24 protein-coding genes are annotated in these 20,702 nt (G+C 33.8%); 12 read left to right on the top strand and 12 right to left on the bottom strand.

Features of this window, described 5'->3' with window-relative positions; translation table 11 throughout:
• Positions 1-32: 32 nt before the first annotated feature.
• From ACXAFS_RS04930 to ACXAFS_RS04920, 3 genes are read left to right on the top strand one after another with little or no spacing between them, the layout of a single operon-like run.
• The gene (locus ACXAFS_RS04930; RefSeq protein WP_475305673.1) at positions 33-896 is read left to right on the top strand and encodes a DUF4846 domain-containing protein; all 864 of its coding nucleotides are present in this window, start codon (positions 33-35) and stop codon (positions 894-896) included.
• 21 nt (positions 897-917) lie between these two features.
• Positions 918-1,295 (top strand): Na(+)-translocating NADH-quinone reductase subunit F, encoded by a 378-nt coding sequence (locus tag ACXAFS_RS04925; protein WP_475305671.1) that lies wholly within the window; start codon positions 918-920, stop codon positions 1,293-1,295.
• Positions 1,296-1,300: 5 nt separating this feature from the next.
• Entirely contained in the window at positions 1,301-2,278 is a 978-nt protein-coding gene (locus ACXAFS_RS04920; protein WP_475305670.1) for an FAD:protein FMN transferase, read from the top strand.
• Positions 2,279-2,380: 102 nt separating this feature from the next.
• On the opposite strand, the gene ACXAFS_RS04915 is transcribed toward ACXAFS_RS04920, so the two are convergent.
• The 3 genes from ACXAFS_RS04915 to map are packed head-to-tail and all read right to left on the bottom strand — an operon-like array spanning position 2,381 to position 4,342.
• Positions 2,381-2,749, bottom strand: a complete 369-nt coding sequence (locus tag ACXAFS_RS04915; RefSeq protein WP_475305669.1) for a DUF423 domain-containing protein — start codon at positions 2,747-2,749, stop codon at positions 2,381-2,383.
• Between the two features lie 6 nt (positions 2,750-2,755).
• Entirely contained in the window at positions 2,756-3,523 is a 768-nt protein-coding gene (locus ACXAFS_RS04910; RefSeq protein WP_475305668.1) for a class I SAM-dependent methyltransferase, read from the bottom strand.
• Positions 3,524-4,342, bottom strand: coding sequence for a type I methionyl aminopeptidase (map, locus tag ACXAFS_RS04905; protein WP_475305666.1), 819 nt, complete (start codon positions 4,340-4,342; stop codon positions 3,524-3,526).
• 123 nt (positions 4,343-4,465) lie between these two features.
• Between map and ACXAFS_RS04900 the strand changes: the two genes are divergently transcribed.
• The gene (locus tag ACXAFS_RS04900; RefSeq protein WP_475305665.1) at positions 4,466-5,731 is read left to right on the top strand and encodes an acetyl-CoA hydrolase/transferase family protein; all 1,266 of its coding nucleotides are present in this window, start codon (positions 4,466-4,468) and stop codon (positions 5,729-5,731) included.
• 4 nt (positions 5,732-5,735) lie between these two features.
• On the opposite strand, the gene ACXAFS_RS04895 is transcribed toward ACXAFS_RS04900, so the two are convergent.
• Positions 5,736-6,146: a BT0820 family HAD-type phosphatase gene (locus ACXAFS_RS04895; RefSeq protein WP_475305664.1), complete on the bottom strand. Its 411-nt coding sequence runs from the start codon at positions 6,144-6,146 to the stop codon at positions 5,736-5,738.
• Positions 6,147-6,188: 42 nt separating this feature from the next.
• Positions 6,189-7,703, bottom strand: a complete 1,515-nt coding sequence (gpmI, locus tag ACXAFS_RS04890; RefSeq protein ID WP_475305662.1) for a 2,3-bisphosphoglycerate-independent phosphoglycerate mutase — start codon at positions 7,701-7,703, stop codon at positions 6,189-6,191.
• Between the two features lie 262 nt (positions 7,704-7,965).
• Between gpmI and ACXAFS_RS04885 the strand changes: the two genes are divergently transcribed.
• Complete coding sequence (locus ACXAFS_RS04885) at positions 7,966-8,364, top strand: ankyrin repeat domain-containing protein (RefSeq protein WP_475305661.1); 399 nt, start codon at positions 7,966-7,968, stop codon at positions 8,362-8,364.
• A gap of 43 nt (positions 8,365-8,407) precedes the next feature.
• Here the strand turns inward: ACXAFS_RS04885 and ACXAFS_RS04880 are convergent, their stop codons facing one another.
• A complete protein-coding gene (locus ACXAFS_RS04880) occupies positions 8,408-9,175 on the bottom strand; it encodes a M48 family metalloprotease (RefSeq protein WP_475305660.1) in 768 nt (255 codons plus the stop codon).
• A 114-nt stretch (positions 9,176-9,289) separates the two neighbouring features.
• Here ACXAFS_RS04880 and ACXAFS_RS04875 point away from each other — a divergent pair, with 114 nt between their 5' ends.
• Complete coding sequence (locus ACXAFS_RS04875) at positions 9,290-9,715, top strand: GNAT family N-acetyltransferase (RefSeq protein WP_475305659.1); 426 nt, start codon at positions 9,290-9,292, stop codon at positions 9,713-9,715.
• A 1-nt stretch (position 9,716) separates the two neighbouring features.
• Here ACXAFS_RS04875 and pepE read toward each other — a convergent pair whose 3' ends face one another.
• Positions 9,717-10,424 carry a dipeptidase PepE gene (pepE, locus tag ACXAFS_RS04870; protein ID WP_475305658.1) on the bottom strand — a complete coding sequence of 236 codons (708 nt, stop codon included), beginning with the start codon at positions 10,422-10,424 and terminating at the stop codon, positions 9,717-9,719.
• A gap of 127 nt (positions 10,425-10,551) precedes the next feature.
• Between pepE and ACXAFS_RS04865 the strand changes: the two genes are divergently transcribed.
• From ACXAFS_RS04865 to ACXAFS_RS04840, 6 genes are all read left to right on the top strand, one after another.
• Positions 10,552-11,367: a peptidase associated/transthyretin-like domain-containing protein gene (locus ACXAFS_RS04865; RefSeq protein WP_475305657.1), complete on the top strand. Its 816-nt coding sequence runs from the start codon at positions 10,552-10,554 to the stop codon at positions 11,365-11,367.
• Entirely contained in the window at positions 11,354-12,151 is a 798-nt protein-coding gene (locus tag ACXAFS_RS04860; RefSeq protein ID WP_475305655.1) for a carboxypeptidase-like regulatory domain-containing protein, read from the top strand. The genes ACXAFS_RS04865 and ACXAFS_RS04860 overlap by 14 nt, the downstream gene beginning before the upstream one ends.
• A gap of 48 nt (positions 12,152-12,199) precedes the next feature.
• Positions 12,200-12,706 (top strand): DUF6702 family protein, encoded by a 507-nt coding sequence (locus ACXAFS_RS04855; RefSeq protein WP_475305653.1) that lies wholly within the window; start codon positions 12,200-12,202, stop codon positions 12,704-12,706.
• A gap of 64 nt (positions 12,707-12,770) precedes the next feature.
• On the top strand, positions 12,771-15,071 hold the full coding sequence (locus ACXAFS_RS04850; protein ID WP_475305652.1) for a M1 family metallopeptidase: 2,301 nt from the start codon (positions 12,771-12,773) through the stop codon (positions 15,069-15,071).
• A gap of 78 nt (positions 15,072-15,149) precedes the next feature.
• Positions 15,150-15,440 carry a Sec-independent protein translocase subunit TatA/TatB gene (locus tag ACXAFS_RS04845; RefSeq protein WP_475305650.1) on the top strand — a complete coding sequence of 97 codons (291 nt, stop codon included), beginning with the start codon at positions 15,150-15,152 and terminating at the stop codon, positions 15,438-15,440.
• A gap of 116 nt (positions 15,441-15,556) precedes the next feature.
• Positions 15,557-17,062 carry a S8 family peptidase gene (locus tag ACXAFS_RS04840; RefSeq protein WP_475305649.1) on the top strand — a complete coding sequence of 502 codons (1,506 nt, stop codon included), beginning with the start codon at positions 15,557-15,559 and terminating at the stop codon, positions 17,060-17,062.
• Positions 17,063-17,114: 52 nt separating this feature from the next.
• Here the strand turns inward: ACXAFS_RS04840 and ACXAFS_RS04835 are convergent, their stop codons facing one another.
• The 5 genes from ACXAFS_RS04835 to ACXAFS_RS04815 all read right to left on the bottom strand — a co-directional run bounded on the left by ACXAFS_RS04835 (position 17,115) and on the right by ACXAFS_RS04815 (position 20,677).
• Positions 17,115-17,756, bottom strand: a complete 642-nt coding sequence (locus ACXAFS_RS04835) for an O-methyltransferase (protein WP_475305648.1) — start codon at positions 17,754-17,756, stop codon at positions 17,115-17,117.
• 23 nt (positions 17,757-17,779) lie between these two features.
• Positions 17,780-18,007, bottom strand: a complete 228-nt coding sequence (locus ACXAFS_RS04830) for a hypothetical protein (RefSeq protein ID WP_475305646.1) — start codon at positions 18,005-18,007, stop codon at positions 17,780-17,782.
• 56 nt (positions 18,008-18,063) lie between these two features.
• On the bottom strand, positions 18,064-19,149 hold the full coding sequence (locus ACXAFS_RS04825; RefSeq protein WP_475305645.1) for an amidohydrolase family protein: 1,086 nt from the start codon (positions 19,147-19,149) through the stop codon (positions 18,064-18,066).
• Positions 19,150-19,214: 65 nt separating this feature from the next.
• The gene (locus ACXAFS_RS04820) at positions 19,215-19,706 is read right to left on the bottom strand and encodes a 3-hydroxyanthranilate 3,4-dioxygenase (protein WP_475305644.1); all 492 of its coding nucleotides are present in this window, start codon (positions 19,704-19,706) and stop codon (positions 19,215-19,217) included.
• A gap of 188 nt (positions 19,707-19,894) precedes the next feature.
• Positions 19,895-20,677, bottom strand: coding sequence for an SDR family oxidoreductase (locus ACXAFS_RS04815; protein ID WP_475305643.1), 783 nt, complete (start codon positions 20,675-20,677; stop codon positions 19,895-19,897).
• Between the last annotated feature and the right edge of the window lie 25 nt (positions 20,678-20,702).

Below are 20,702 nucleotides of genomic sequence, written 5' to 3'. Positions count from 1 at the left end.
ACGAAATCTTTAAAAAATAACGTTTATCAGTTATGAAGAAACTAATACTCCTCTTACTTATTATCGGTTTAATTTTTGTTGCCTTTCAATTTAAACCTGTAGAAAAAGCTTACGACACGGTAAAAGCTGTAATTGAAACTCCAAGTTTAATCAACAAAGATAGCTTATCCATAAAATCTAGAGTTAACATACCTGATGGTTATAAGCGTGTTGAATATCCTAAAGGTAGTTTTGAAGCTTACCTTAGAAATTACAAACTCAAAGCCTTTGGCAGCAAAATCATAAACTACGATAATACAGAATACTTTTGGCAACGAGGACATATTGGTATACTAGAAGTTCCTGTACCTAAAAATGGTTTGCAACAATGCGCAGATGCCCTTATTAGAATACGTAGTGAATATCTATGGGATAACAACAGAAAGGATGAGATTGGCTTCAATTTTACTTCTGGTCATTATTGCTCTTGGATAAAATATGCGGAAGGCTACAGACCTAAAATTAGTGGCAATAAAGTCTCTTTTCACAAAACAGCAAGTGCTAATCACACCAAAGAAAATTTTTATAAGTATCTAAATCTTATTTACACCTATTCTGGTACGTTATCACTTTACAATGAACTAAAATCTATAAAATCTAAAGATTTAAAAATTGGAGATATGCTAATAAAAGGAGGTAGCCCTGGACATATTGTAATGCTTTGCGACGAAGTTGTTAATGATAATGGCGAAAAACTATTTCTTTTATTTCAAGGCAATACACCTGCACAAAGTGTTCACCTCGTTAAAAACTTAACAAATTCTTCTATTTCTCCATGGTATAAATTAGAGGATGATACTATTACACCTGTTTCAAATTACACGTTTAGTAGCGCGAAATTTGTTAGATTTAAGTAAGCATCTTCGTATCTTTGCCAAATGAGCAAAGCACTTACAAAACAAGAATTACACAACTTAGCCATGAATCATGTTGGTAAAGATTTAGAATCTCGAGGTTTTGAATTTGTCGCCATAAATAGCAAGCTAAAAAGACATCCTCAATTTGTTTGTATTGATAAAAACAGTCAATACTATTTTGTAATTGTAAGAGCGGTAATGTTACCCGAGAACCCTAATAATTATGATGTAGTTTGGATGGAAACTTTCAAAAAACATGCCTTCGAAAAAAACGCTAAAGTTTTATACGCAGGTGTAGGATTAGGAAATCCTGAAGGTGAAAATTTGCCAATCTACCTCAATAAAGAATACCTTTTAGAATACAACGGCATTCAAGTCATAGAAATGAACCTCAACTAAGAACAATGAAGAATTTTTATTTATTAGCCCTTCTTTTAACAATATTTTCTTGTCAAAAAGAACCTAAAAACATTAAAGTCTCAGGTCCAATTTTTGGCACTGGTTACAATATTCAATTTTATTCTGAAAGTGGTGAGAATTATCAAAAACAATTTGATAGCCTTTTTAATGTGGTAAATAAATCGCTTTCAACCTATATTCCAGATTCTGATATTTCAAGAATTAACAAAAATGAAGACATAGAGGTTGATGAACATTTTAAACGTGTGTTTAAGAAATCTAAAGAGGTGTATCGTTTTACAGAAGGAGCATTCGACCCAACGATTGGAAATGTTGTTAACGCTTGGAATTTCGGTGCAGACACCAATAAATTTTTAACAGACAGCACGACAATAGATAGTCTCATGAAGTTTGTTGGTCTAAACAAAGTAGGATTAAAAGACTCTAAAATTATAAAACAAAAAACATCTTATCTAGAGTTTAATGCCATTGCGAAAGGTTATGGTGTAGATGTTATAGGCGAATTTTTAGAATCAAAAAATGTCACAAATTATTTGGTTGAAATTGGTGGCGAAATAAGAGTTAAAGGAAAAAACATTGAAAAAGATTCACCATGGAAGGTCGGTTTAGATGAGCCTCGTTTTGATGGAGAACAATCTGTTTTCAAGGCTTTAGAATTAAAAGATGAAGCTATGGCAACTTCTGGTACTTACCGTAAGTTTAAAACCGATGAAAACGGAAATAGATACGCTCATATCATCAACACTAAGACAGGATATCCTACCAAAACAAACATTCTCAGTGTTTCTGTTATAGCTCCAGATTGTATGACGGCAGATGCTTATGCAACTGCTTTCCAAGCTATGGGAATAGACAAAGTAACTACATTCTTAAAATCACATTCAGAACTTAAGGTTTATTTTATTTATGAAGAAAAAGACCAAACCTTAAAAACCTTAAACCTTAATAGTTTTCCTGAATAATATATGTGACTTAAAAACTATAAACGTGTCTTATAAATGCTATTAGTCACTAACTATATAAATTAGCTGCGCCTTTGTTCGTTTTTGGTGCAGCTTTTTTTATTACCAAGCTCTTAATAATATAAGCAACCAACCCACAACAAATAATAATCCGCCAATTGGTGTAATTGGACCTAAAAAACGCAGTTTCTTTCCTTTAGCATCACTCAACACTAAACCGTAAATACTGAAAGAGAATAAAACTATACCCAAGGTAAAGCACCAATACATGCTAGAGGTTGAAAATTCAGAGTTAAACCCAAGAACTAGTAAAACAATGGCATGATACATTTGATATTTTACACCAGTTTCAAAACTTTTAAGCTGGTCTTCGGATAGGTTTTTCTTTAACGCATGAGCACCAAACGCACCAAATATAATGGCCAACATTCCGAATAAGGCACCTGTTATTATGAACATTTGTTGACTCATTTCAATTTATTTTTTATAAACAACTGGAATTATCTCACCTTTGGCTAAACGGTATTTATCAATTTCAGAATCTGATAAAGTAGCTGTATAATCCACTTCTTCAACCGTAAAACCTATGCTTCTGAGTTTATCAAAATAATCACGACCGTAAACTCTAACGTGGTCGTATTGTCCAAAGATTTTAGCACGTTCGGCTTTATCGGTAATTGTATCGTCTTCAAAAGTGGTGTCTCGATTTAAATCTTGAGGAATTTGAAAGATTCCAAATCCTTCTGGTTTCATAACTCGAAATAATTCTTGCATAGCCTTAGTGTCGTCTGGAATATGCTCTAACACATGATTGCAAAAAATAACGTCGTAACTATTATCTTCAAAAGGCAGATTACAAATATCCGCCTTTACATCTGCAATAGGAGATAATAAATCTGTAGTAGTGTAATCTATATTCTTTAGTTTTCTAAACCGTTTTAAAAAACATTGTTCTGGTGCAAAATGAAGCACTTTATAATCTTTTGAAAAAAAATCGGTTTTATTTTTAAGATACAACCAAAATAAGCGATGTCGTTCTAAAGACAATGTTGAAGGTGACAATACGTTTGGCCTTTGCTTTCCATAACCATAAGGCAAAAAGGTTCTAAAACCTTTTCCATCTATTGGGTCTGTAAACTTATTTCCTTTTAAAAAAAATGCTAAAATTGGTCTTATAATATAGCTTAACCTTATTAGCAAAGGTCTTGGAAAAAGGTTTAGAAAAAACTTAAATATTGATTTCATCTAGAGCACAAAAGCTTTCTGTCTAAATCTATCTTCTTCATCTGATGTAATCCCTAAAGCTTCGTGCACATAGGCAAATGTGGATAGAATTTCAGGTTTTCCGTCTACAATAGCAACATCGTGCTCAAAATGCACGCTTGGTTTTCCGTCTTGTGTTACTATCGTCCAACCATCTTTTAGTTGTTTTACTTTATGTGTTCCCATATTAATCATAGGCTCAATAGCCACGACCATACCTTCAATGAACTTCTTACCACGCCCTCTTCGTCCATAATTTGGCATTTCAGGATCTTCGTGCATTTTGCGACCAATACCATGCCCAACTAATTCTCTCACAACTCCATAACCTTCAGCCTCACAATATTGTTGTATTGCATAACCTACATCACCAACACGATTTCCTACTTTCAGTTGTTCTATACCTACGTATAGAGATTCTTTAGTGATTTTGATTAGTTTTTTTGTGTCTTCGGTAACATTTCCGATCTCAAAAGTGTAAGCATGGTCACCATAAAAACCATTCATAAGTGCACCACAGTCTACAGAAACGATATCACCATCTTTTAATGGCACATCTGTTGGCAATCCATGTACTACTGCTTCATTTACACTACATAGTAAAGTAGAAGGACAGTCGTACAAACCTTTAAAACCTGGTAAAGCTCCATGATCTCGTATAAATTCTTCTGCTATAGCATCTAAGTGGTTTGTAGTTACACCTTCTTTTATTTCTTTAGCAAGCATACCTAAAGTCTTAGATACAATAAGTGCGCTTTGACGCATTAATTCAATCTCTTCCTTAGTTTTTACAATAATCATGGTCTCATAATTTAGGTTGCAAAGATAATTAATTATAACTATTAAATAATTTTAGAAAAACATGATAAAAGGCAGTTTTTCTTTACCTTTTGGGCTGTAAGTTTGTAATCTAAATTTTAAAAAATGTTTAAAACGGTAAGCGCAGAAGAAGCGGTAAAAGCAATTAAATCTAACGACAGAGTTTATATTCAGGCAGCAGCAGCAGTTCCACAACGATTAATTAATGCCATGTCTGCAAGACATGAAGAATTACGAAATGTTGAAGTATGCCATTTACATATTGAAGGTGAAGCACCATACGCTAACTCAGAGTTGAAGGACAGCTTTCATGTAAATTCTTTCTTTTTGGGCAAAAATGTAAGACACACGTTACATGAAGGAAATGGCTCTTACACACCAGTTTTTTTGAGTGAATTACCAACATTATTCCACAAAAATATTATTGATTTAGATGTAGTTTTAATCCATGTATCTGAACCAGATAAACATGGTTATTTGTCCTTAGGTGTTTCTGTTGAAGCCACTTTGGCTGCTATTGATAATGCTACAACCGTTATTGCACAGGTTAACAAAAATATGCCACGTACTCATGGTGCAGGTATTATACATTATACTGAAATAGATTACTTTGTAGAAGTTGATGATGAAATCCCTACCATGCATGCTTCTGAGCCATCAGAAATTGAAAGTAAAATTGGTGACTATGTTGCTGGTTTAATTGAAGATAGAAGCACGCTACAAATGGGAATTGGTAACATTCCTAATGCAGTTTTATCTAGACTAACAAATCATAAAGACTTAGGTTTACATACCGAAATGTTTTCTGATGGTGTTATTGATTTAATTTTAAGTGATGTTATTAACGGCAATTACAAAAAGATTAACAGAGGTCGAGCTTTGACCACCTTTTTAATGGGTTCTAAACGCTTATATGACTACGTAGACGATAATCCATTTGTAGAAATGAGAGCCTCCAACTACACTAACAATGCCGCCTACATAAAACAAAATCCAAAAATGGTAGCCATAAACTCGGCCATTGAAGTTGATGTTACGGGACAAGTCTGTGCAGATTCTATTGGCTCTAAAATGTATTCTGGTGTTGGAGGACAAATGGATTTTATAAGAGGTGCTTCTCTTAGTGATGGTGGTAAGGCAATTATCGCTTTACCTTCTGTAACTCGTAAGGGTGTTAGTAGAATTGTACCTACTCTAAAACCTGGTGCAGGTGTTGTAACGACGAGAGCACATGTTCATTATATAGTTACGGAATATGGTATCGCAAACTTATTTGGAAAGACAATTAAACAACGTGTAAAAGCCTTAGTAGATATTGCGCATCCAGACCACAGAGAAGAAATTGACAGAGCTTATTTTGACTTGATGTAAAACCTTATTTGAACCATCCAAAGAGACCTCCTTTACCTTTAGATTTCTTAATATTTGGTTCTTCATTGGTAATCATTTGATAGATTTCTCCCCAACCAAGGATACCTCCAATATTTCTGTCGTCTATAAATAAGTCAGCATGAATTTTTCGGCTTCTGCTGTAATCAAATTTTTCCTCAGGAAAACTTGCATTTACTGCATAAAACTCTATACCATTGTTTTTACAAAAGTCTACAGCTTCTTGAAGTTTAGAACCACTTCTATAGGTCCATAGTATCAATCTATGACCATCTTGCTGTAAGCGTTTTAGAGTTTCAAAAGCGAAGATTCTTGTTTTACCTATTTTTGGGTAAGCATCCTCAACTATGGTTCCATCAAAATCTACTGCTATTATTAATCTATCCTGAAAATTCATGCAATCAATCAATTAGGCAACAAAGTTACAACAATGTGCCATTTATACAAGACTATGTTGTGTCATAGCTTCTGGTTGTTTCACACCCATCAACTTTAGAATAGTTGGTGCAATGTCACCAAGTATACCATCTTTTATTTCCTTAAGCTCTTTATCAATTAAGATTATTGGCACAGGATTAGTGGTATGCGCTGTATGTGGAGTACCATCAGGATTTAACATGGTTTCACAATTACCATGATCTGCTATTAAAATGGTTGTGTAATTATTTTCTAAGGCTGTTGTTACCACATCTTTTACGCAAACATCTACAGCTTCGCAAGCTTTGATAGCAGCTTCCATTACACCTGTGTGACCAACCATATCTCCATTAGCAAAATTTAGGCAAACAAAATCTGTTTCGCCTTTTTTAAGTTCTGGAACTAATGCGTCTCGTAATTCGTAAGCACTCATTTCAGGCTTTAGATCGTATGTTGCCACTTTTGGTGAATTTCTTAAAATTCTTGTTTCACCATCAAAAGGCGCTTCTCTACCACCTGAGAAAAAGAACGTCACATGAGGATACTTTTCGGTTTCAGCAATTCTTATCTGCTTTTTACCATGTTTTTCTAATACTTCACCCAAGGTTTCGGTTAAATTATCTTTATTAAACACAACGTTGATACCTTCAAAATTATCATCATAATTAGTCATGGTTACATAGTGCAAATTCAATTTATGCATATTGTACTCATGAAAATCCTCTTGAGATAGAGCTTGAGTTAATTGTCGTCCACGATCTGTTCTAAAATTGAAGAAAATAACAACATCACCATCTTTTATTGTTGCTATAGGCTTATCATTTTCGTTAACTACAAGCGGTTTAATAAATTCATCAGTAATATCCTCTTCATAGCTTTGTTGAATAGACTTTAGTATGTTAGTCGTTTGAGTTCCTTGTCCATGTACTACAGCATCATAGGCAAGTTTAACACGTTCCCAACGTTTATCTCTATCCATTGCATAATAACGACCTGTTACAGTAGCCAGCTTTCCTGTTGTCTTAGCTAAATGTTCTTCTAATTCTGAAATAAAACCATAACCAGATTTAGGGTCTACGTCTCTTCCATCAGTGAAAGCGTGTACATAAACATTATCTATATTCTTCGCTTTTGCTGTATCTAAAAGCCCAAATAAATGGTTAATATGAGAGTGCACTCCACCATCACTTACCAAACCTAGTAAGTGCACGTCCTTTTCGTTAGCTTTAGCATAATCAAAAGCATCTTTTAGTACTTGCTCTTCCTGAAGCGTTTTATTTTCTACAGCAAGGTTAATCTTTACTAAATCCTGATAAACAATTCTACCAGCTCCAAGGTTCATATGTCCAACTTCACTATTTCCCATTTGCCCTTCTGGTAATCCTACATGCAAACCATCTGTACGTAAACTTGCATTAGGATATTTAGTATATAACGAATCAATAAACGGAGTCTCTGCATTATCTATAGCAGAAACTTTTGGATCTGGTGATTTTCCCCAGCCATCTAATATCATTAAGATTACCTTCTTATTCATGTTACTTTGTTTAAGAACTTCAAATATAAGGCATAGTATACGACTATAAATCTGTATTCAAAAAATTTTAAATGTTATTTAATTTTAAAGTTATATACCGCTGATTGTTACATAAATACACCTTTTTATGAAAGCCTTAACAGATTTGTTTTCAAAACGTTAAATGTATGTTATTTAAAATTTTGGAGTGTAACATATAAGAAATAAAGTCGTCTCTTTAATATAATCAAAAAACAAATCAATTAATTTTAAATCTTTCATCATGAAAAAAACAGTAGTAGTTTTAGCCTTAGCATTGGGCTTTTCAATCACAAATCTAAATGCATCAAACGATCTTTCGACTTCAATAAATAGTGAAGTAACTGTAAAAAAATTAGAAGTAAGTCCCCTTTGCAAGGCTGTAGCCACTGGAGATGTAGAACTAGCTAAAACTTTAATTGACCAAGGAGCAGATGTTAATGCTAAATCCAATGGTATGTGTCCTATTCATTATGCAGCAAAATACAATCGTGTAGAGTTAATCAAAATATTAATTACAGCAGGAGCTGATGTTCATAAAGCATGTGACTTAGGCTACACAGCTTTAAGCCATGCTGAAAAAACTAATGCCAAAGAAGCGGCACAGTTTTTGAAACGTTTTAAAAGAAAAGTGTCTAATTAAAGACAATTATTTGAGTTAGTTAATTGGAAATGCGTCTTAATAATTAAGACGCATTTTTGTATTTTCTAATGGCTTCTCTAATTTTTTCAATTCGATTCTCAGGATCAGGATGTGTGCTCTGAAACTCTGGAACGCGATTAGGGCCAGCAGCAGCTTTGAGTATTTTCATTACACCAATCATTTCTTCAGGATTGTAACCTGCATCAATCATAAATTTTACACCTAACTCATCACTCTCTAACTCATCTCCTCTACCGTTTTTTAAGAGTTGTCCTTGTCCCATTTGTTGTGCCACGCCACCCATATCTATAGCAGAGCCACCCATTGCAATAACTTTCCAGAAGTTAGCATTAGTTATGCGCTCATTAGAGTGTCTCCCTAACACATGGCCAATCTCATGACCTAAAACACCTGCCAATTGATCTTGATTTTGTAATTTTGAAAACAAAGCATAGGTGATAAAAATCTGACCTCCAGGTAACGCAAATGCGTTTATTGTATTTTCATCTGCCAACAAATGAAACTCATACTCATAAGGTGTTTCTTTAGCAACACTACTATTAACAAGTTTATTTCCTACATCGTCTACCAAAGCTTGGTATTGATTGTTTGGATGCAAACCACCATGTTGTCTTGCCATACCAGGCGCACTTTGTAAACCAATCGCAATTTCTTGATCTGGAGATAACGAAATCGCCTGTTTTTTACCTGTATATGGATTAATCTCCTCTTGGCTACATTTTCTTATAAAAGCAAAAGCTACTACAGCCAAAGCAATAAAAATTCTAACTTTAAAATTACCTCTTCTCATATAGATTGTCTTAGTGTGATAAATTTACAAAAGTTTGACACATAATTTCTTGAAAAGTCATCTCATGTAGTTTCAAACTATGAAAAACATTAATTTTGCATAAGAAAAAAATAAATGAACTACGATTTTAAAATATTACCAAAGGCTGAGATAGAATCTATAGTCCCTTTAGTTTTTGATCTAAATCAAGGCAAAATCAGTAAATCTGTTTTATCATCAAGATTTAACGAGATGAAAAATCAAAATTATGAATGTGCTATCATTTTGAATGGCAATGATATTGTTGGTATAACAGGTCTATGGTACTGTACACGTCATTATATTGGAAAATCTGTAGAAATAGATCATGTTTACATAAAACCTGAACATAGAAACAAAGGGCTGGGTAAATTGTTTATGGGTTGGATTCATGACTATTGCAAAGAAAAAGGCTATCAATCTATAGAGTTAAACACCTATGTTCAAAATTATCCCTCGCACAAGTTTTATTACAACGAAGGCTTTGAGATATTAGGCTACCATTTCCTAAAAAAGATATAGGTTATTTTAAAAATCCTAAATCAGAATTTTTGGGAATTTCATAAGGTTCCTTGCCATATTCAAAAATCCTTGCATCCAAATCACCTTTTAATGTTAGATTATTCCCTATTACTTCAATCCAACTTCCTTCTCGCAAACCAATAACAGGCTGTGTATTAAAAGCGTGAAACTCCTTTATTCGGGTTTCTCTGGTTTCACCCATATGTTTACTATTAGGATCTGGATCTAAATAATGAGGATTGATATTAAAAGGAACCAAACCTAAGGTTTTAAAACTCGGTGGATAGACTATTGGCATATCATTGGTAGTATTCATCGTGAGACCACAAATATTACTTCCCGCACTTGTCCCTAAATATGGCGTACCATTATTTACAGCATCCTTTATAGAAGTTAGCACATCATTCTTGTAGAGCTGATTTACCAAAACAAAAGTATTTCCTCCACCTGTAAAAATACCTTTAGCATCTTTTATGGCTCTCTTAGGATCTTCAAAAGTGTGAATTCCTTTCACAGTTTTTCCAATTTTCTTAAAAGGCTCTGCAACCTTGGCTGTATATTCATCATGCGATATTCCACCTGGTCTTGCATAAGGAATAAATAAAATCTCATTGACAGACTTAAAGTGAACTTTTAATGCATCTAAAAGATATTCTAAAGAACCACTTCCATGAACTGTTGACGTACTTGCTATAATAATTGATTTCATATCACAAATTTAATATTTATAGTTGTAAACTTTAAAACCAAAATCTATCACTTTAACAAAGATTTATTAAGCCTTTTTTATGAAAATTGATGAATAAGCACGAACTTTATAAAACAATAAAACCAACATGAAATACATACTTTTTTTTATAAGCTGTTTTATAACCATTTCAATATTTGGTCAGGATATTGAAAGAGTTTCTGTAAATGGTAGAATTTCAGTTTCTTCTGAAGACAAACAAGGCGTAACTGTTTATAACGCTTCTTCTAATAAAGGCACAATAACCGATGAAAATGGTGACTTTAAAATTAGCGTTGCACTTAACGATATTCTAGAGTTTGGAGCTCTTCAATTCAAAGATTTTACAATTACCATTACAGAGGATATAATTAAGTCTAAAACAATGACCGTTATTCTTGTTGAAGAAGTTAACAAACTAGATGAAGTCGTGCTGTTACCTTTTGGATTAACAGGCAATATAAATGCAGATTTAGAAAATGTTAGAACCTACAATGTAAGCTTAGATTATGTTTATTTTGGTTTAGATCATATCGAAGATTTTGAGTTTTCTGCAGATTATAAAACCAAAGCAGAAAATGTGGCTTTTAATGAAAATAATCCTCGTGTAGATAACATGCTTAACATTGTAAACCTTGCTGGTTTTTTGGTTAGTCAAGTTGCAGATATTGAAAAAGATGAAAAAACCAATGCCGAAAAAGCTATTAAAAAAACGCCATTTAAAGAAGCTTTAGATAAATACAGTGTTAACTACATTCACACTAATTTTAATATTCCATTAGACCAAGTAGATGCTTTCATAGATTATATTGAAGAAAAGGGTGTTGATGAAGAATTGCTTGCCGAAGATAAAGAAATGCAGTTTTTAGAGCGTATTACTCAACTAAGTAAATCTTTCCTTAAAGATAAAAGTGAAAAAGACTAAACACTTTTTTAGTCTTGTAGCATTACTATCTGTTTTTTTGTTGCAAGCCCAAAGAACAGAGCTCAAAGGCAAACTAGTTGCTAATGACGACGTTGAGGGTATCCACATTTTAAATAAAACTGCTTCAAAATTTACAATATCTAACGATAAAGGTGAATTTACCATTCTTGCTAAAGCTTCAGACACCTTGTTTATTTCGAGCTTAATATATGAAAACAAAGAAGTCCTTATTACGCAACAACACGAAAATTCTAATGCAATAGAAATTAAATTAGATGAAAAAGTTAGTGCATTAGACAAAGTTGTAGTTGGTAAAATACTTACAGGAAGCTTAGAGTCTGATTTAGAAAACTCAGATGCAAAAACAGAGATTAATTTCTATGATCTCGGCATACCTGGCAACACTAAGTTACCCCTTACTCAAAACGAAAAAAAACTTCACGATGCAGATGGTGGTTCTTGGGGACATCTAGGTCTTGGCTTTGGTGTTAACTTTCATAAGCTTCTCAACAAAATCAGTGGAAGAACAAAAAAACTAAAAAACATTGTTGAGTTAGATGACAGAGACAGATGTATTAATAGACTTAGAGTTGATTACGAATCAATAATTTTTGAAAATGATTCACTCGCCAAAAACCTAAGAGATGAATATTTTTTGTTTTCTCAAGAAGATGAAAACTTTCTTACTTTATGTAAAGAAGATAACGACATTAAACTATTGGAATTTTTACAACAAAAATTAATAGCTTACAGAGAGAATTTAGATAGCGCAAATAATGATTAACTTTGGAACACTTTTTGGTTTTTAGAAAAGAACTATTAGATATAACGTATGAAATCAATATACTTCATTTTTATTTTATCAGTTGGCTTAACATTAACTTCTAGCAACACCAAACATGAATATTACGTTAGCGTTACTAACATTGAGCATGCTAAAGAGCAAGAATCTGTTCAGATAATTAGTCAAGTTTTTATTGATGATTTTGAAAGGCTAATCCGTGAACGTTATGATGAAACCATTACACTTGCTGAAGATGATGAACCTGAATTGGTTGATGAATACATGAAGCGTTATCTTGAAGACAAACTTAAAATCTCAATTAACGGAAAGGCTCATGAATTTAACTTCATAGGTAAAGAGTACAAGGAAGACATTACCTATTGCTACCTCGAAATAGAGAATATAAAAGACATAAAATCAATTAAAGTTGTTAACCGTATACTTTTTGATATTCTTCCAGAACAACAGAACATTGTAAGGTTAAAGTTAAATGATAGAAACAAGAGTTTCTTACTCATTCCAGAGAATGATGAGTGCATGTTAAACTTTAACTAAAAATTCTGTTAAAACGCCTTAATTTCTCTATTTTCGGAATCATTTTTAAATAACACTAATTGCAATGAAAATTTTCAAGTACTTCTTTGGTGCTTTACTTTTTGTTTCTGCTGGTGCTTTTGCACAAGAAGACATAAAGCCAGAGCGCAAACTTGGTCACACTAACCAAAACAAATTCAAACAATTATATGATGAATTTGCAACTCCAAACATGTTTAGAACTGGTTCTGGAGCACCTGGTCCTGCTTACTACCAACAACAAGCGGACTACAAAATGGATATAGAAATAGATGATGTAAATGCCAAATTATATGGTGACGAAACTATTACATATACCAATAATTCGCCAGACGAGCTCACCTATCTTTGGGTACAATTAGACCAAAACATGAGAGCTAAAGATTCTAAAACACCTTTAATTAGCAGTTCAGGTATTGGTCCTGCAACTTCAGCTTCAAGAGCTACAGGAACATATTTAAAAGAGCGTTTTGATGGTGGTTTTAATATTGAACACGTTAAAGATGTTAATGGTAAAGATTTACCACATAGCATAAATCGCACCATGATGCGAATAGAATTACCGAAACCAATGAAAACTGGAGATAAGTTTTCTTTCAAAATAAAGTGGTGGTACAACATCAACGACCACGTAAAAGATGGTGGACGCTCTGGTTATGAGTATTTTGAAGAAAATGATAACAGATCTTATGTTATAGCACAATTTTATCCTCGTATGGCAGTGTATAACGATGTTGAAGGATGGCAAAACTCTCAGTTTTGGGGAAGAGATGAGTTTGCATTACCATTCGGTAACTTTGATGTTAACATTACAGTACCAGCAGATCATATCTTAGACGGAACAGGTTATTTAACCAACAGAGAAGAAGTGTTCACTAAAGAAATGATGAAGCGTTACAACCAAGCTAAAAAATCTTACGACAAACCTGTAATGATTGTAACTGAAGACGAAGCTCGTAAAAATGAAAAGACAAAAAGCACAAAGAAAAAGACATGGAAGCTTTCTGCCCAAATGGTTAGAGATTTTGGTTTTGCGACGTCTAGAAAGTATATATATGATATGATGGCCGTAAAAATTGGCGACAAAGATGTTATGGCTGTTTCTATGTACTCTAAAGAAGGTAATCCGCTTTGGGAGCAATGGTCTACAAAAGCTGTAGCAAGTACATTAAAGTCTTACTCTCGTATGACCTTTGATTATCCGTATCATAAAGCTATTTCTGTTCATGCCCAAAGACAAGGAATGGAATACCCTATGATTTGTTGGAATTACGGAAGACCAGACGAAAATGGCAAATATTCTGATAGAACTAAGTATGGAATGATCAGTGTTATTATACATGAAGTTGGACATAACTTCTTCCCTATGATTGTTAATAGTGATGAGCGTCAGTGGACATGGATGGATGAAGGCTTAAATACCTTTGTTCAATATGTAGCAGAACAAGATTTTGGTGAGTGGTATCCAACCGCGCTTTCTCCTGGTCACGACAAATATCCTTCTCGTAGAGGTCCTGCTAAAAATATCGTAAGATATATGGGAGGCGATCAAGATTTTATTGCACCTATTATGACCAAAGGTTTAAACACCTATCAGTTTGGAAGTAATGCCTACAGTAAACCAGCAACTGGTTTAAATATCCTTCGTGAAACAGTTATGGGACGCGATTTGTTTGATTATTCATTTAGAGAATATGCAAGACGTTGGATGTTTAAACATCCAACACCTGAAGATTTCTTCAGAACAATGGAAGATGCATCTGCTGTAGACTTAGATTGGTTCTGGAGAGGTTGGTTTTATACCACTGATTATACAGACATTGGAATAAAAGAGGTAAAGAAATTTGCGGTTACTAATAATCCTAATGAAAACGGAAGAAAATTAGCAGAACGTTACAATATGGATCCTAATGCACTTGTCTACTTTATTGGCGAAGGTGATGATGGTTATGATGAAGCTTTAAAAAGCGGAAAATCAATGGACGATCTTCCTACTGTAAAAGAATACATAATGGATAATTTTACACCTGAAGAACAAAAGAACATGAAGAAATCACCTAAATATTTCTATCAAGTTACTTTTGATAAACCAGGTGGTTTAGTAATGCCACTAATTGTTGGGTACGAATATGCTGATGGTTCTAAAGAAAAAATCACGTATCCTGCTCAAATCTGGAGATTTAATGACAAGGAAGTAAGTAGAGCAATTGCAACAGACAAAGAAATTGTTGCAATTACTGTAGATCCAGACTTAGAAACTGCAGATATCGACACTTCTAACAACTCTTGGCCGAGAGAAACTAAAGAAAGTGATTTCGATAAGTTTAAGAACAAAATAAAAGATTAAGAAAAATTTATTTAAAATTAAAGCCGACTTTAACGAGTCGGTTTTTTTTATTACATAAAGTCACTCTATATTTGCACTGTGATACAATTAGCAACATTATTATTCATCGGTGGAACCGAAATTGTCTTTATACTATTTATTGTAGTGTTAGTTTTTGGTGCAGATAAGCTACCAGAAATTGCAAGAGGATTAGGTAAAGGTATGCGAACCTTGAGGGATGCCACTAACGACATAAAACACGAAGTTACAAAAAGTGCTAAAGAGAGTAATGTTGTAGATACAGAAGCCGCTAAAGAGATTCAGCAAGAAATTAATAAAGTTAAAGATGATCTCGAAAACTTTACAGGCTCTGTAAAACGAAACATGTAGGGTAAAATATTCTTTATTTTTATATTAATTTTTTATCATATCCTTAATATTTAATGTATTTTTTATAGAATAATTTAATATATTTAGACAATTACTAACCGTCTAAATCATATTAAATGAAAAGAAACTTTTTCAAACTATTACTACTAGCTGTAATAGTGTTAGTATCATGTTCTAAAGATGATACGAATGCTGAAACCCAACCAGAAACAGTTCAATTTCCTGAAGATCCACTTACTATTGAACAAATTAATTCGAGAATTTCCGAGACTATAGAAAACACAGGTGACTTTGACTGGAATGCAGTTGATGAACATTTTTTATGGAGTGCAGTTGTTCATGGACAAAATGTACTTAGCATTGGATATGGAAATCCTGGTCAGAGTTTCAGTGAAACAGAAGATCCTATTTTAGAATCTAAGAAAAATGCACTATTAGATATTGTATTAGATAATGAAGCTGTTGAAAAGAAAGATTTAAAGTTGGTAGAACATGAAATCATTACCGTAATAGATGTAGAAGTTACAAAAATTGAGACTATAATTGAGTTAAGAAAGAGTGACTATGTTCGCTATCTAGAGCCAAATGGCTATAATCAATATGGTGCTGAACAAGCTTTTCGTTCAAGCTCAGGTTGTGATAAAAATCCCGACAGTATTAATTCTGCACACTACACAACTACAAGCCCAAATAATGCACAGGTGTCCTGGCATTTTAGCGAGCACAATATTCCTCAGGCTTGGAATCACAGTACTGGCTCTGGTGTAACTATAGGTCTTATCGATACTGGTGTTTCAGCTTCACAATATTTATTAAACTCATCAGGATTTAATGATGGTGCTTCTACAGGGAGATTTGTTCAGAAATACGGAACTTTTATTGATTCTGCATGGTGGTGGAGCAGCAACTATGATGGTCCACATGACAAATGCGGACATGGTACAGCAATGGGATCTACTATGGCTGCACCTAGAAACAATGATGGAATGCCTGTTGGTGTAGCTTACAATGCAAACCTTGTAGCTTACAGAGCAACAGAAGATGTTTTATTAAACGATTATCATGAGCGTAAAGGTGTTTCTGCTGCTTTAACTCAATTAGGGAATAGAAGTGATGTAAAAATCATCTCCATGTCCATTGGTTACGTTTGGTCAATAGGAAATATCAAAGATGCTGTGAAATATGCCTACAGTAAAGGAAAATTAATCTTTGCTGCTGGCGGAACCTCAACGAGTTTTACCAATGGTTTTGGTGTAATTTTTCCTGCAACAATGAGCGAAACCGTTGCTGTAACTGGAGTTAATGATGGCTCAAGCTATGAAAGATGTGATACATGTCATAGTGGAAGCAAAATAGATTTTACAATCATTATGGAAGGTGATAACAACACCAGTAAAGCTCCACCAGTTTTAGGATTTAACACAGGACAAAGAAGGTATACAGGTGGCTCATCAGTTGCTACTGCAACTACAGCAGGTATAGCAGCATTAATTTGGTCAAAGTATCCTAGCTGGTCTAGAACACAAGTATTAAACAGATTAAAACAATCTGCAGATCTCTACCCTAGTAAAAGTAGTAGCTTTGGATATGGAAATATAGATGCTCTGCAAGCTGTACAATAATAACCAATCATAAACTAAAAAGAGCTTTGCAAATTAATGTAAAGCTCTTTTTTTATTTCTTCCTACTGATAGTTAGTCCATCTCGTATTGGCAACATGACTGTTTCAATCCGATTGTCTTCTTTTAAAAGCGTATTATAATCCAAAACAGCTTTTGTAGATACATCTTTATCATTTAAAGGTTCAACTACTTTTCCATGCCATAAGACGTTATCAGAAAGTATAATACCTCCTGTACTTAGTTTGTCAATTATCAAATGAAAATAGTTGCTATAATTAGGTTTATCAGCATCAATAAACACCAAATCAAACGAAATATCTAGATTAGGTATAATATCTATTGCGCTTCCTGTATGCTGAATAATCTGATGGCCATAATCAGATTTATCAAAATACTTTCGTTGAAAATCATGAAGTTCTTCATTTATGTCAATAGTATGAATAACTCCATCACCTTGCAATCCTTCGGCTAAGCATAAGGTAGCATAGCCTGTAAATGTTCCTAATTCTAAAATAGATTTAGGATTTACAAGTTTAGAAATCATACTCAGCACTCTACCTTGGTAAGGACCACTGAGCATGATAGGTTGCAAAATTTTTTGATAAGTTTCCCGAGTTAATTGCTGTAATAACTCAGGCTCTTGCTCAGAATGTGAAACAACGTAATTGTCTAAAGCTTCTGGCAAAAAATACATGTCAAAAATTTAAAGTTGGATAGTTATTCTGCTTTTTGTTCTTCAGGAAGTTCTAATTCAACCTCTTCAGTCTCAGGTTTACCTAAAAAGAATAAAACAGCTCCCACTACTACTAAGCCTATTTTTATGGCCCAAGCCACACCTTCTCCCCATTCATAAATCCACATTAAAATACTTGGAACTCTATCAAAAAAGTTTAACACAATTGCAAAAAGACCAAAAAAGATCATGTAACCTCCGATTTTTCTCATAATATATAGTTGATGATTAGAATTTAAATATAGACAAAAATTTGAAAATTGTAATTCTAAGAAGTAATTCTGGCTATAAGATCTTTTTTTGCCTGTTCATCATCACCACACAACCACTGTACAACATTATCTTCCCAAATGGCATCACGTTCAGATTCATTTATAATTTTTCGTTCTATAGCTAAATCTAAAATTTTACCTGGATACGAAGATTGTTTAGCACTTTCCATTTCGCCTAGCGGATAAGGATCATCTAATCCCATTATAACCTGTTTTGAGGTCTGATTCTTTATCAGCAATTCTAAAGAACCTGTATCATGTACTAAAGTATCAAAAAAGATATTTTTATGACCTACCGCTTTGCGTGGATGCTTTTTACCTTCAAATAAATCTGGTCTTCCATCAAACCCTTGAATACGACGACCAAGATTAATCTGTGCTAACTGTCCGCCATGAGCAAAACAAATTCGCATATTAGGATACTTTTCGTAGTAACCATTTAAGGTTAAAAAATGATAAGCATCAGCACATTGTGCCAGCATCCAAATTAAGTGAAAACGCCATGACGTGTTTTCTAGCTTTATAAATTTTTCTCCATCATATGGGTGAATCTCAACAGCTAAATTATATTTATCGGCAAGCTCAAAAATAGGTTCGTTTTCTTCATCAAAAATACAACGCCATGTTCCAATAGTATCCATATAATGTGTTGGCAGACATAACAAGCGCATTCCTAAAACCTCAACACAACGTTCTATTTCCCAACAAGCACCACGAACAAATCCTGGATGCACCACAAAACCCGTTGTAAATTTACTCGGATGATCGTGTTGTATACGTGCATTAAAATCATTCTGAAATCGCAAGGCTTGCTTCATTTCCTCTAGACGCAAACCGTTACCATAGAGTTGCGACAAATTAAGAACAACAGCATGGTCAATTTTAAAATGCTCCATCCAGGCTAACTTTTCATTTAAGAAAAAACTAGAATCTGTAATAGGTCTGTTCCAATCTTTTTGAAGCATGAATTTTCGGTCTTTATCGACCCAAAAAATGCCTTTATCCTTCATAAACTCAGGAATCTCTTCTGGATAAGGAAGAAGGTGTGAGTGACCGTTTATTCTCAGTTTGCGTTTACTCATGTGTTTTGGGTATTACCAAACTTTAGTTTCGGTAATTATTGTGTGTTGGTTAGATATTCTTTGGCTTATTTCTTAAATGCTCCTTTTTTGACCATATTTTTATAACGGTCAAAAATGGCAGGCATATCTGTCTCTATATTATCTAGCATAAACTCTTCTTCATAAATCAAACTTGTATCCTCATCAGAGTACCATTGTAATTTATCCTTTACACCTTCTGGTCTTGGATATTCTATAACCAAACCAACTGTATTTGCACTTCGCTGCGGAGAATGTGGCACTTTGGGTGGCAAGACAAAAATTTCACCTTCTCTTATGTGAATATCCTTTGATTCACCATCTTCAATCACTTTTAAAACCATATCACCTTCAATTTGATAGAAAAACTCAGGTGTTTCATTATAGTGATAATCTTGTCTATCATTTGGTCCACCAACGACCATAACAATAACATCGGCATCTTTCCAAACCACTTTATTACCTACCGGTGGCTTAAGTAAATGACGGTTTTCTTCAATCCATGCTTTAAAATTAATAGGAGGAAATAATTTGCTCATTGTATACTATTTTGGGCGTTACCCTATCGGGTCAGGCTTTACGCTATATCTTTTTTACTTGTTTTCGATACATTTTGCTCATTTTTCGCAAAACACTCAAACTGACGTAAAAAAGGATGTCGCTGCAATCCTTAACGCAGATTCATCAATTCAATAAAATTAAGAATAATATTTTTGAAATATTAGGCTTATAAACTTTTTGTTCTACCACCATCAACCGGAAGGTTAATTCCGTTAATATAACTTGCCATTTCACTTGCTAAAAAGGTGATTGCTGCAGCTAATTCTTCTGGTTTTGCAAATCGTTTTGCTGGAACAGCGCTTTTCATGGCGTTAGCAGATTCTTCTTCTGTCTTGCCTGTTTTAGCACTTTTGTTTTTAATGATTTCGGTTAAACGTTCTGTTCCAGTTGCACCAGGTAATACATTGTTTACAGTAATGCCAAATTGTCCAAGCTCGTTAGCCAAGGTTTTGCTCCAGTTGGCTACAGCACCACGAATAGTATTGCTTACACCAAGTCCGTCTAAAGGTTGTTTTACAGATGTCGAAATGACATTAACAATACGTCCATATTCTTCAGCCTTCATAAACGGAACAACAGCTTGTACCAATACATGATTACATTTTAAATGCTGTGTAAAAGCGCTTTCGAATTCTTCAATTTTCGCATCAAAAACTGGTCCACCAGCTGGTCCACCTGTGTTGTTTACCAACACATGAAATCCGTGATTGTTTTTAATATAGCTTTCAACTTTTTCTTTTAATTCCATCGGATTAGAAAAATCGGCTACGATATAAGCATGATTTCTGTGTTTTGGTAGTTCAGCTAAAACAGCTTTTAGCTTGTCTTCGTTTCTTGCTACCAGTGTGATATTTGCACCTTCTTCAGCTAAAGCTAAAGCAGTTGCTTTACCAATACCTGCTGTGCTACCACAAACTAGTGCGTATTTGTTGTTTAGTTTTAAGTCCATAATAACTTCCTGCGTAGGCAGGAAT

It is taken from the genome of Winogradskyella sp. ABM4_392 (assembly GCF_056160445.1).
The sequence above is the reverse complement of the archived record's forward strand: the minus strand, read 5'-3'. Positions and strand labels throughout refer to the sequence as shown.

Excerpts from the sequence above, each read along its gene's own strand:
- ACXAFS_RS04930 (WP_475305673.1), top strand. The coding sequence starts at position 33 with ATGAAGAAACTAATACTCCTCTTACTTATTATCGGTTTAATTTTTGTT.
- ACXAFS_RS04925 (WP_475305671.1), top strand. The coding sequence starts at position 918 with ATGAGCAAAGCACTTACAAAACAAGAATTACACAACTTAGCCATGAAT.
- ACXAFS_RS04920 (WP_475305670.1), top strand. The coding sequence starts at position 1,301 with ATGAAGAATTTTTATTTATTAGCCCTTCTTTTAACAATATTTTCTTGT.
- ACXAFS_RS04915 (WP_475305669.1), bottom strand. The coding sequence starts at position 2,749 with ATGAGTCAACAAATGTTCATAATAACAGGTGCCTTATTCGGAATGTTG.
- ACXAFS_RS04910 (WP_475305668.1), bottom strand. The coding sequence starts at position 3,523 with ATGAAATCAATATTTAAGTTTTTTCTAAACCTTTTTCCAAGACCTTTG.
- map (WP_475305666.1), bottom strand. The coding sequence starts at position 4,342 with ATGATTATTGTAAAAACTAAGGAAGAGATTGAATTAATGCGTCAAAGC.
- ACXAFS_RS04900 (WP_475305665.1), top strand. The coding sequence starts at position 4,466 with ATGTTTAAAACGGTAAGCGCAGAAGAAGCGGTAAAAGCAATTAAATCT.
- ACXAFS_RS04895 (WP_475305664.1), bottom strand. The coding sequence starts at position 6,146 with ATGAATTTTCAGGATAGATTAATAATAGCAGTAGATTTTGATGGAACC.
- gpmI (WP_475305662.1), bottom strand. The coding sequence starts at position 7,703 with ATGAATAAGAAGGTAATCTTAATGATATTAGATGGCTGGGGAAAATCA.
- ACXAFS_RS04885 (WP_475305661.1), top strand. The coding sequence starts at position 7,966 with ATGAAAAAAACAGTAGTAGTTTTAGCCTTAGCATTGGGCTTTTCAATC.
- ACXAFS_RS04880 (WP_475305660.1), bottom strand. The coding sequence starts at position 9,175 with ATGAGAAGAGGTAATTTTAAAGTTAGAATTTTTATTGCTTTGGCTGTA.
- ACXAFS_RS04875 (WP_475305659.1), top strand. The coding sequence starts at position 9,290 with ATGAACTACGATTTTAAAATATTACCAAAGGCTGAGATAGAATCTATA.
- pepE (WP_475305658.1), bottom strand. The coding sequence starts at position 10,424 with ATGAAATCAATTATTATAGCAAGTACGTCAACAGTTCATGGAAGTGGT.
- ACXAFS_RS04865 (WP_475305657.1), top strand. The coding sequence starts at position 10,552 with ATGAAATACATACTTTTTTTTATAAGCTGTTTTATAACCATTTCAATA.
- ACXAFS_RS04855 (WP_475305653.1), top strand. The coding sequence starts at position 12,200 with ATGAAATCAATATACTTCATTTTTATTTTATCAGTTGGCTTAACATTA.
- ACXAFS_RS04850 (WP_475305652.1), top strand. The coding sequence starts at position 12,771 with ATGAAAATTTTCAAGTACTTCTTTGGTGCTTTACTTTTTGTTTCTGCT.
- ACXAFS_RS04840 (WP_475305649.1), top strand. The coding sequence starts at position 15,557 with ATGAAAAGAAACTTTTTCAAACTATTACTACTAGCTGTAATAGTGTTA.
- ACXAFS_RS04835 (WP_475305648.1), bottom strand. The coding sequence starts at position 17,756 with ATGTATTTTTTGCCAGAAGCTTTAGACAATTACGTTGTTTCACATTCT.
- ACXAFS_RS04830 (WP_475305646.1), bottom strand. The coding sequence starts at position 18,007 with ATGAGAAAAATCGGAGGTTACATGATCTTTTTTGGTCTTTTTGCAATT.
- ACXAFS_RS04825 (WP_475305645.1), bottom strand. The coding sequence starts at position 19,149 with ATGAGTAAACGCAAACTGAGAATAAACGGTCACTCACACCTTCTTCCT.
- ACXAFS_RS04820 (WP_475305644.1), bottom strand. The coding sequence starts at position 19,706 with ATGAGCAAATTATTTCCTCCTATTAATTTTAAAGCATGGATTGAAGAA.
- ACXAFS_RS04815 (WP_475305643.1), bottom strand. The coding sequence starts at position 20,677 with ATGGACTTAAAACTAAACAACAAATACGCACTAGTTTGTGGTAGCACA.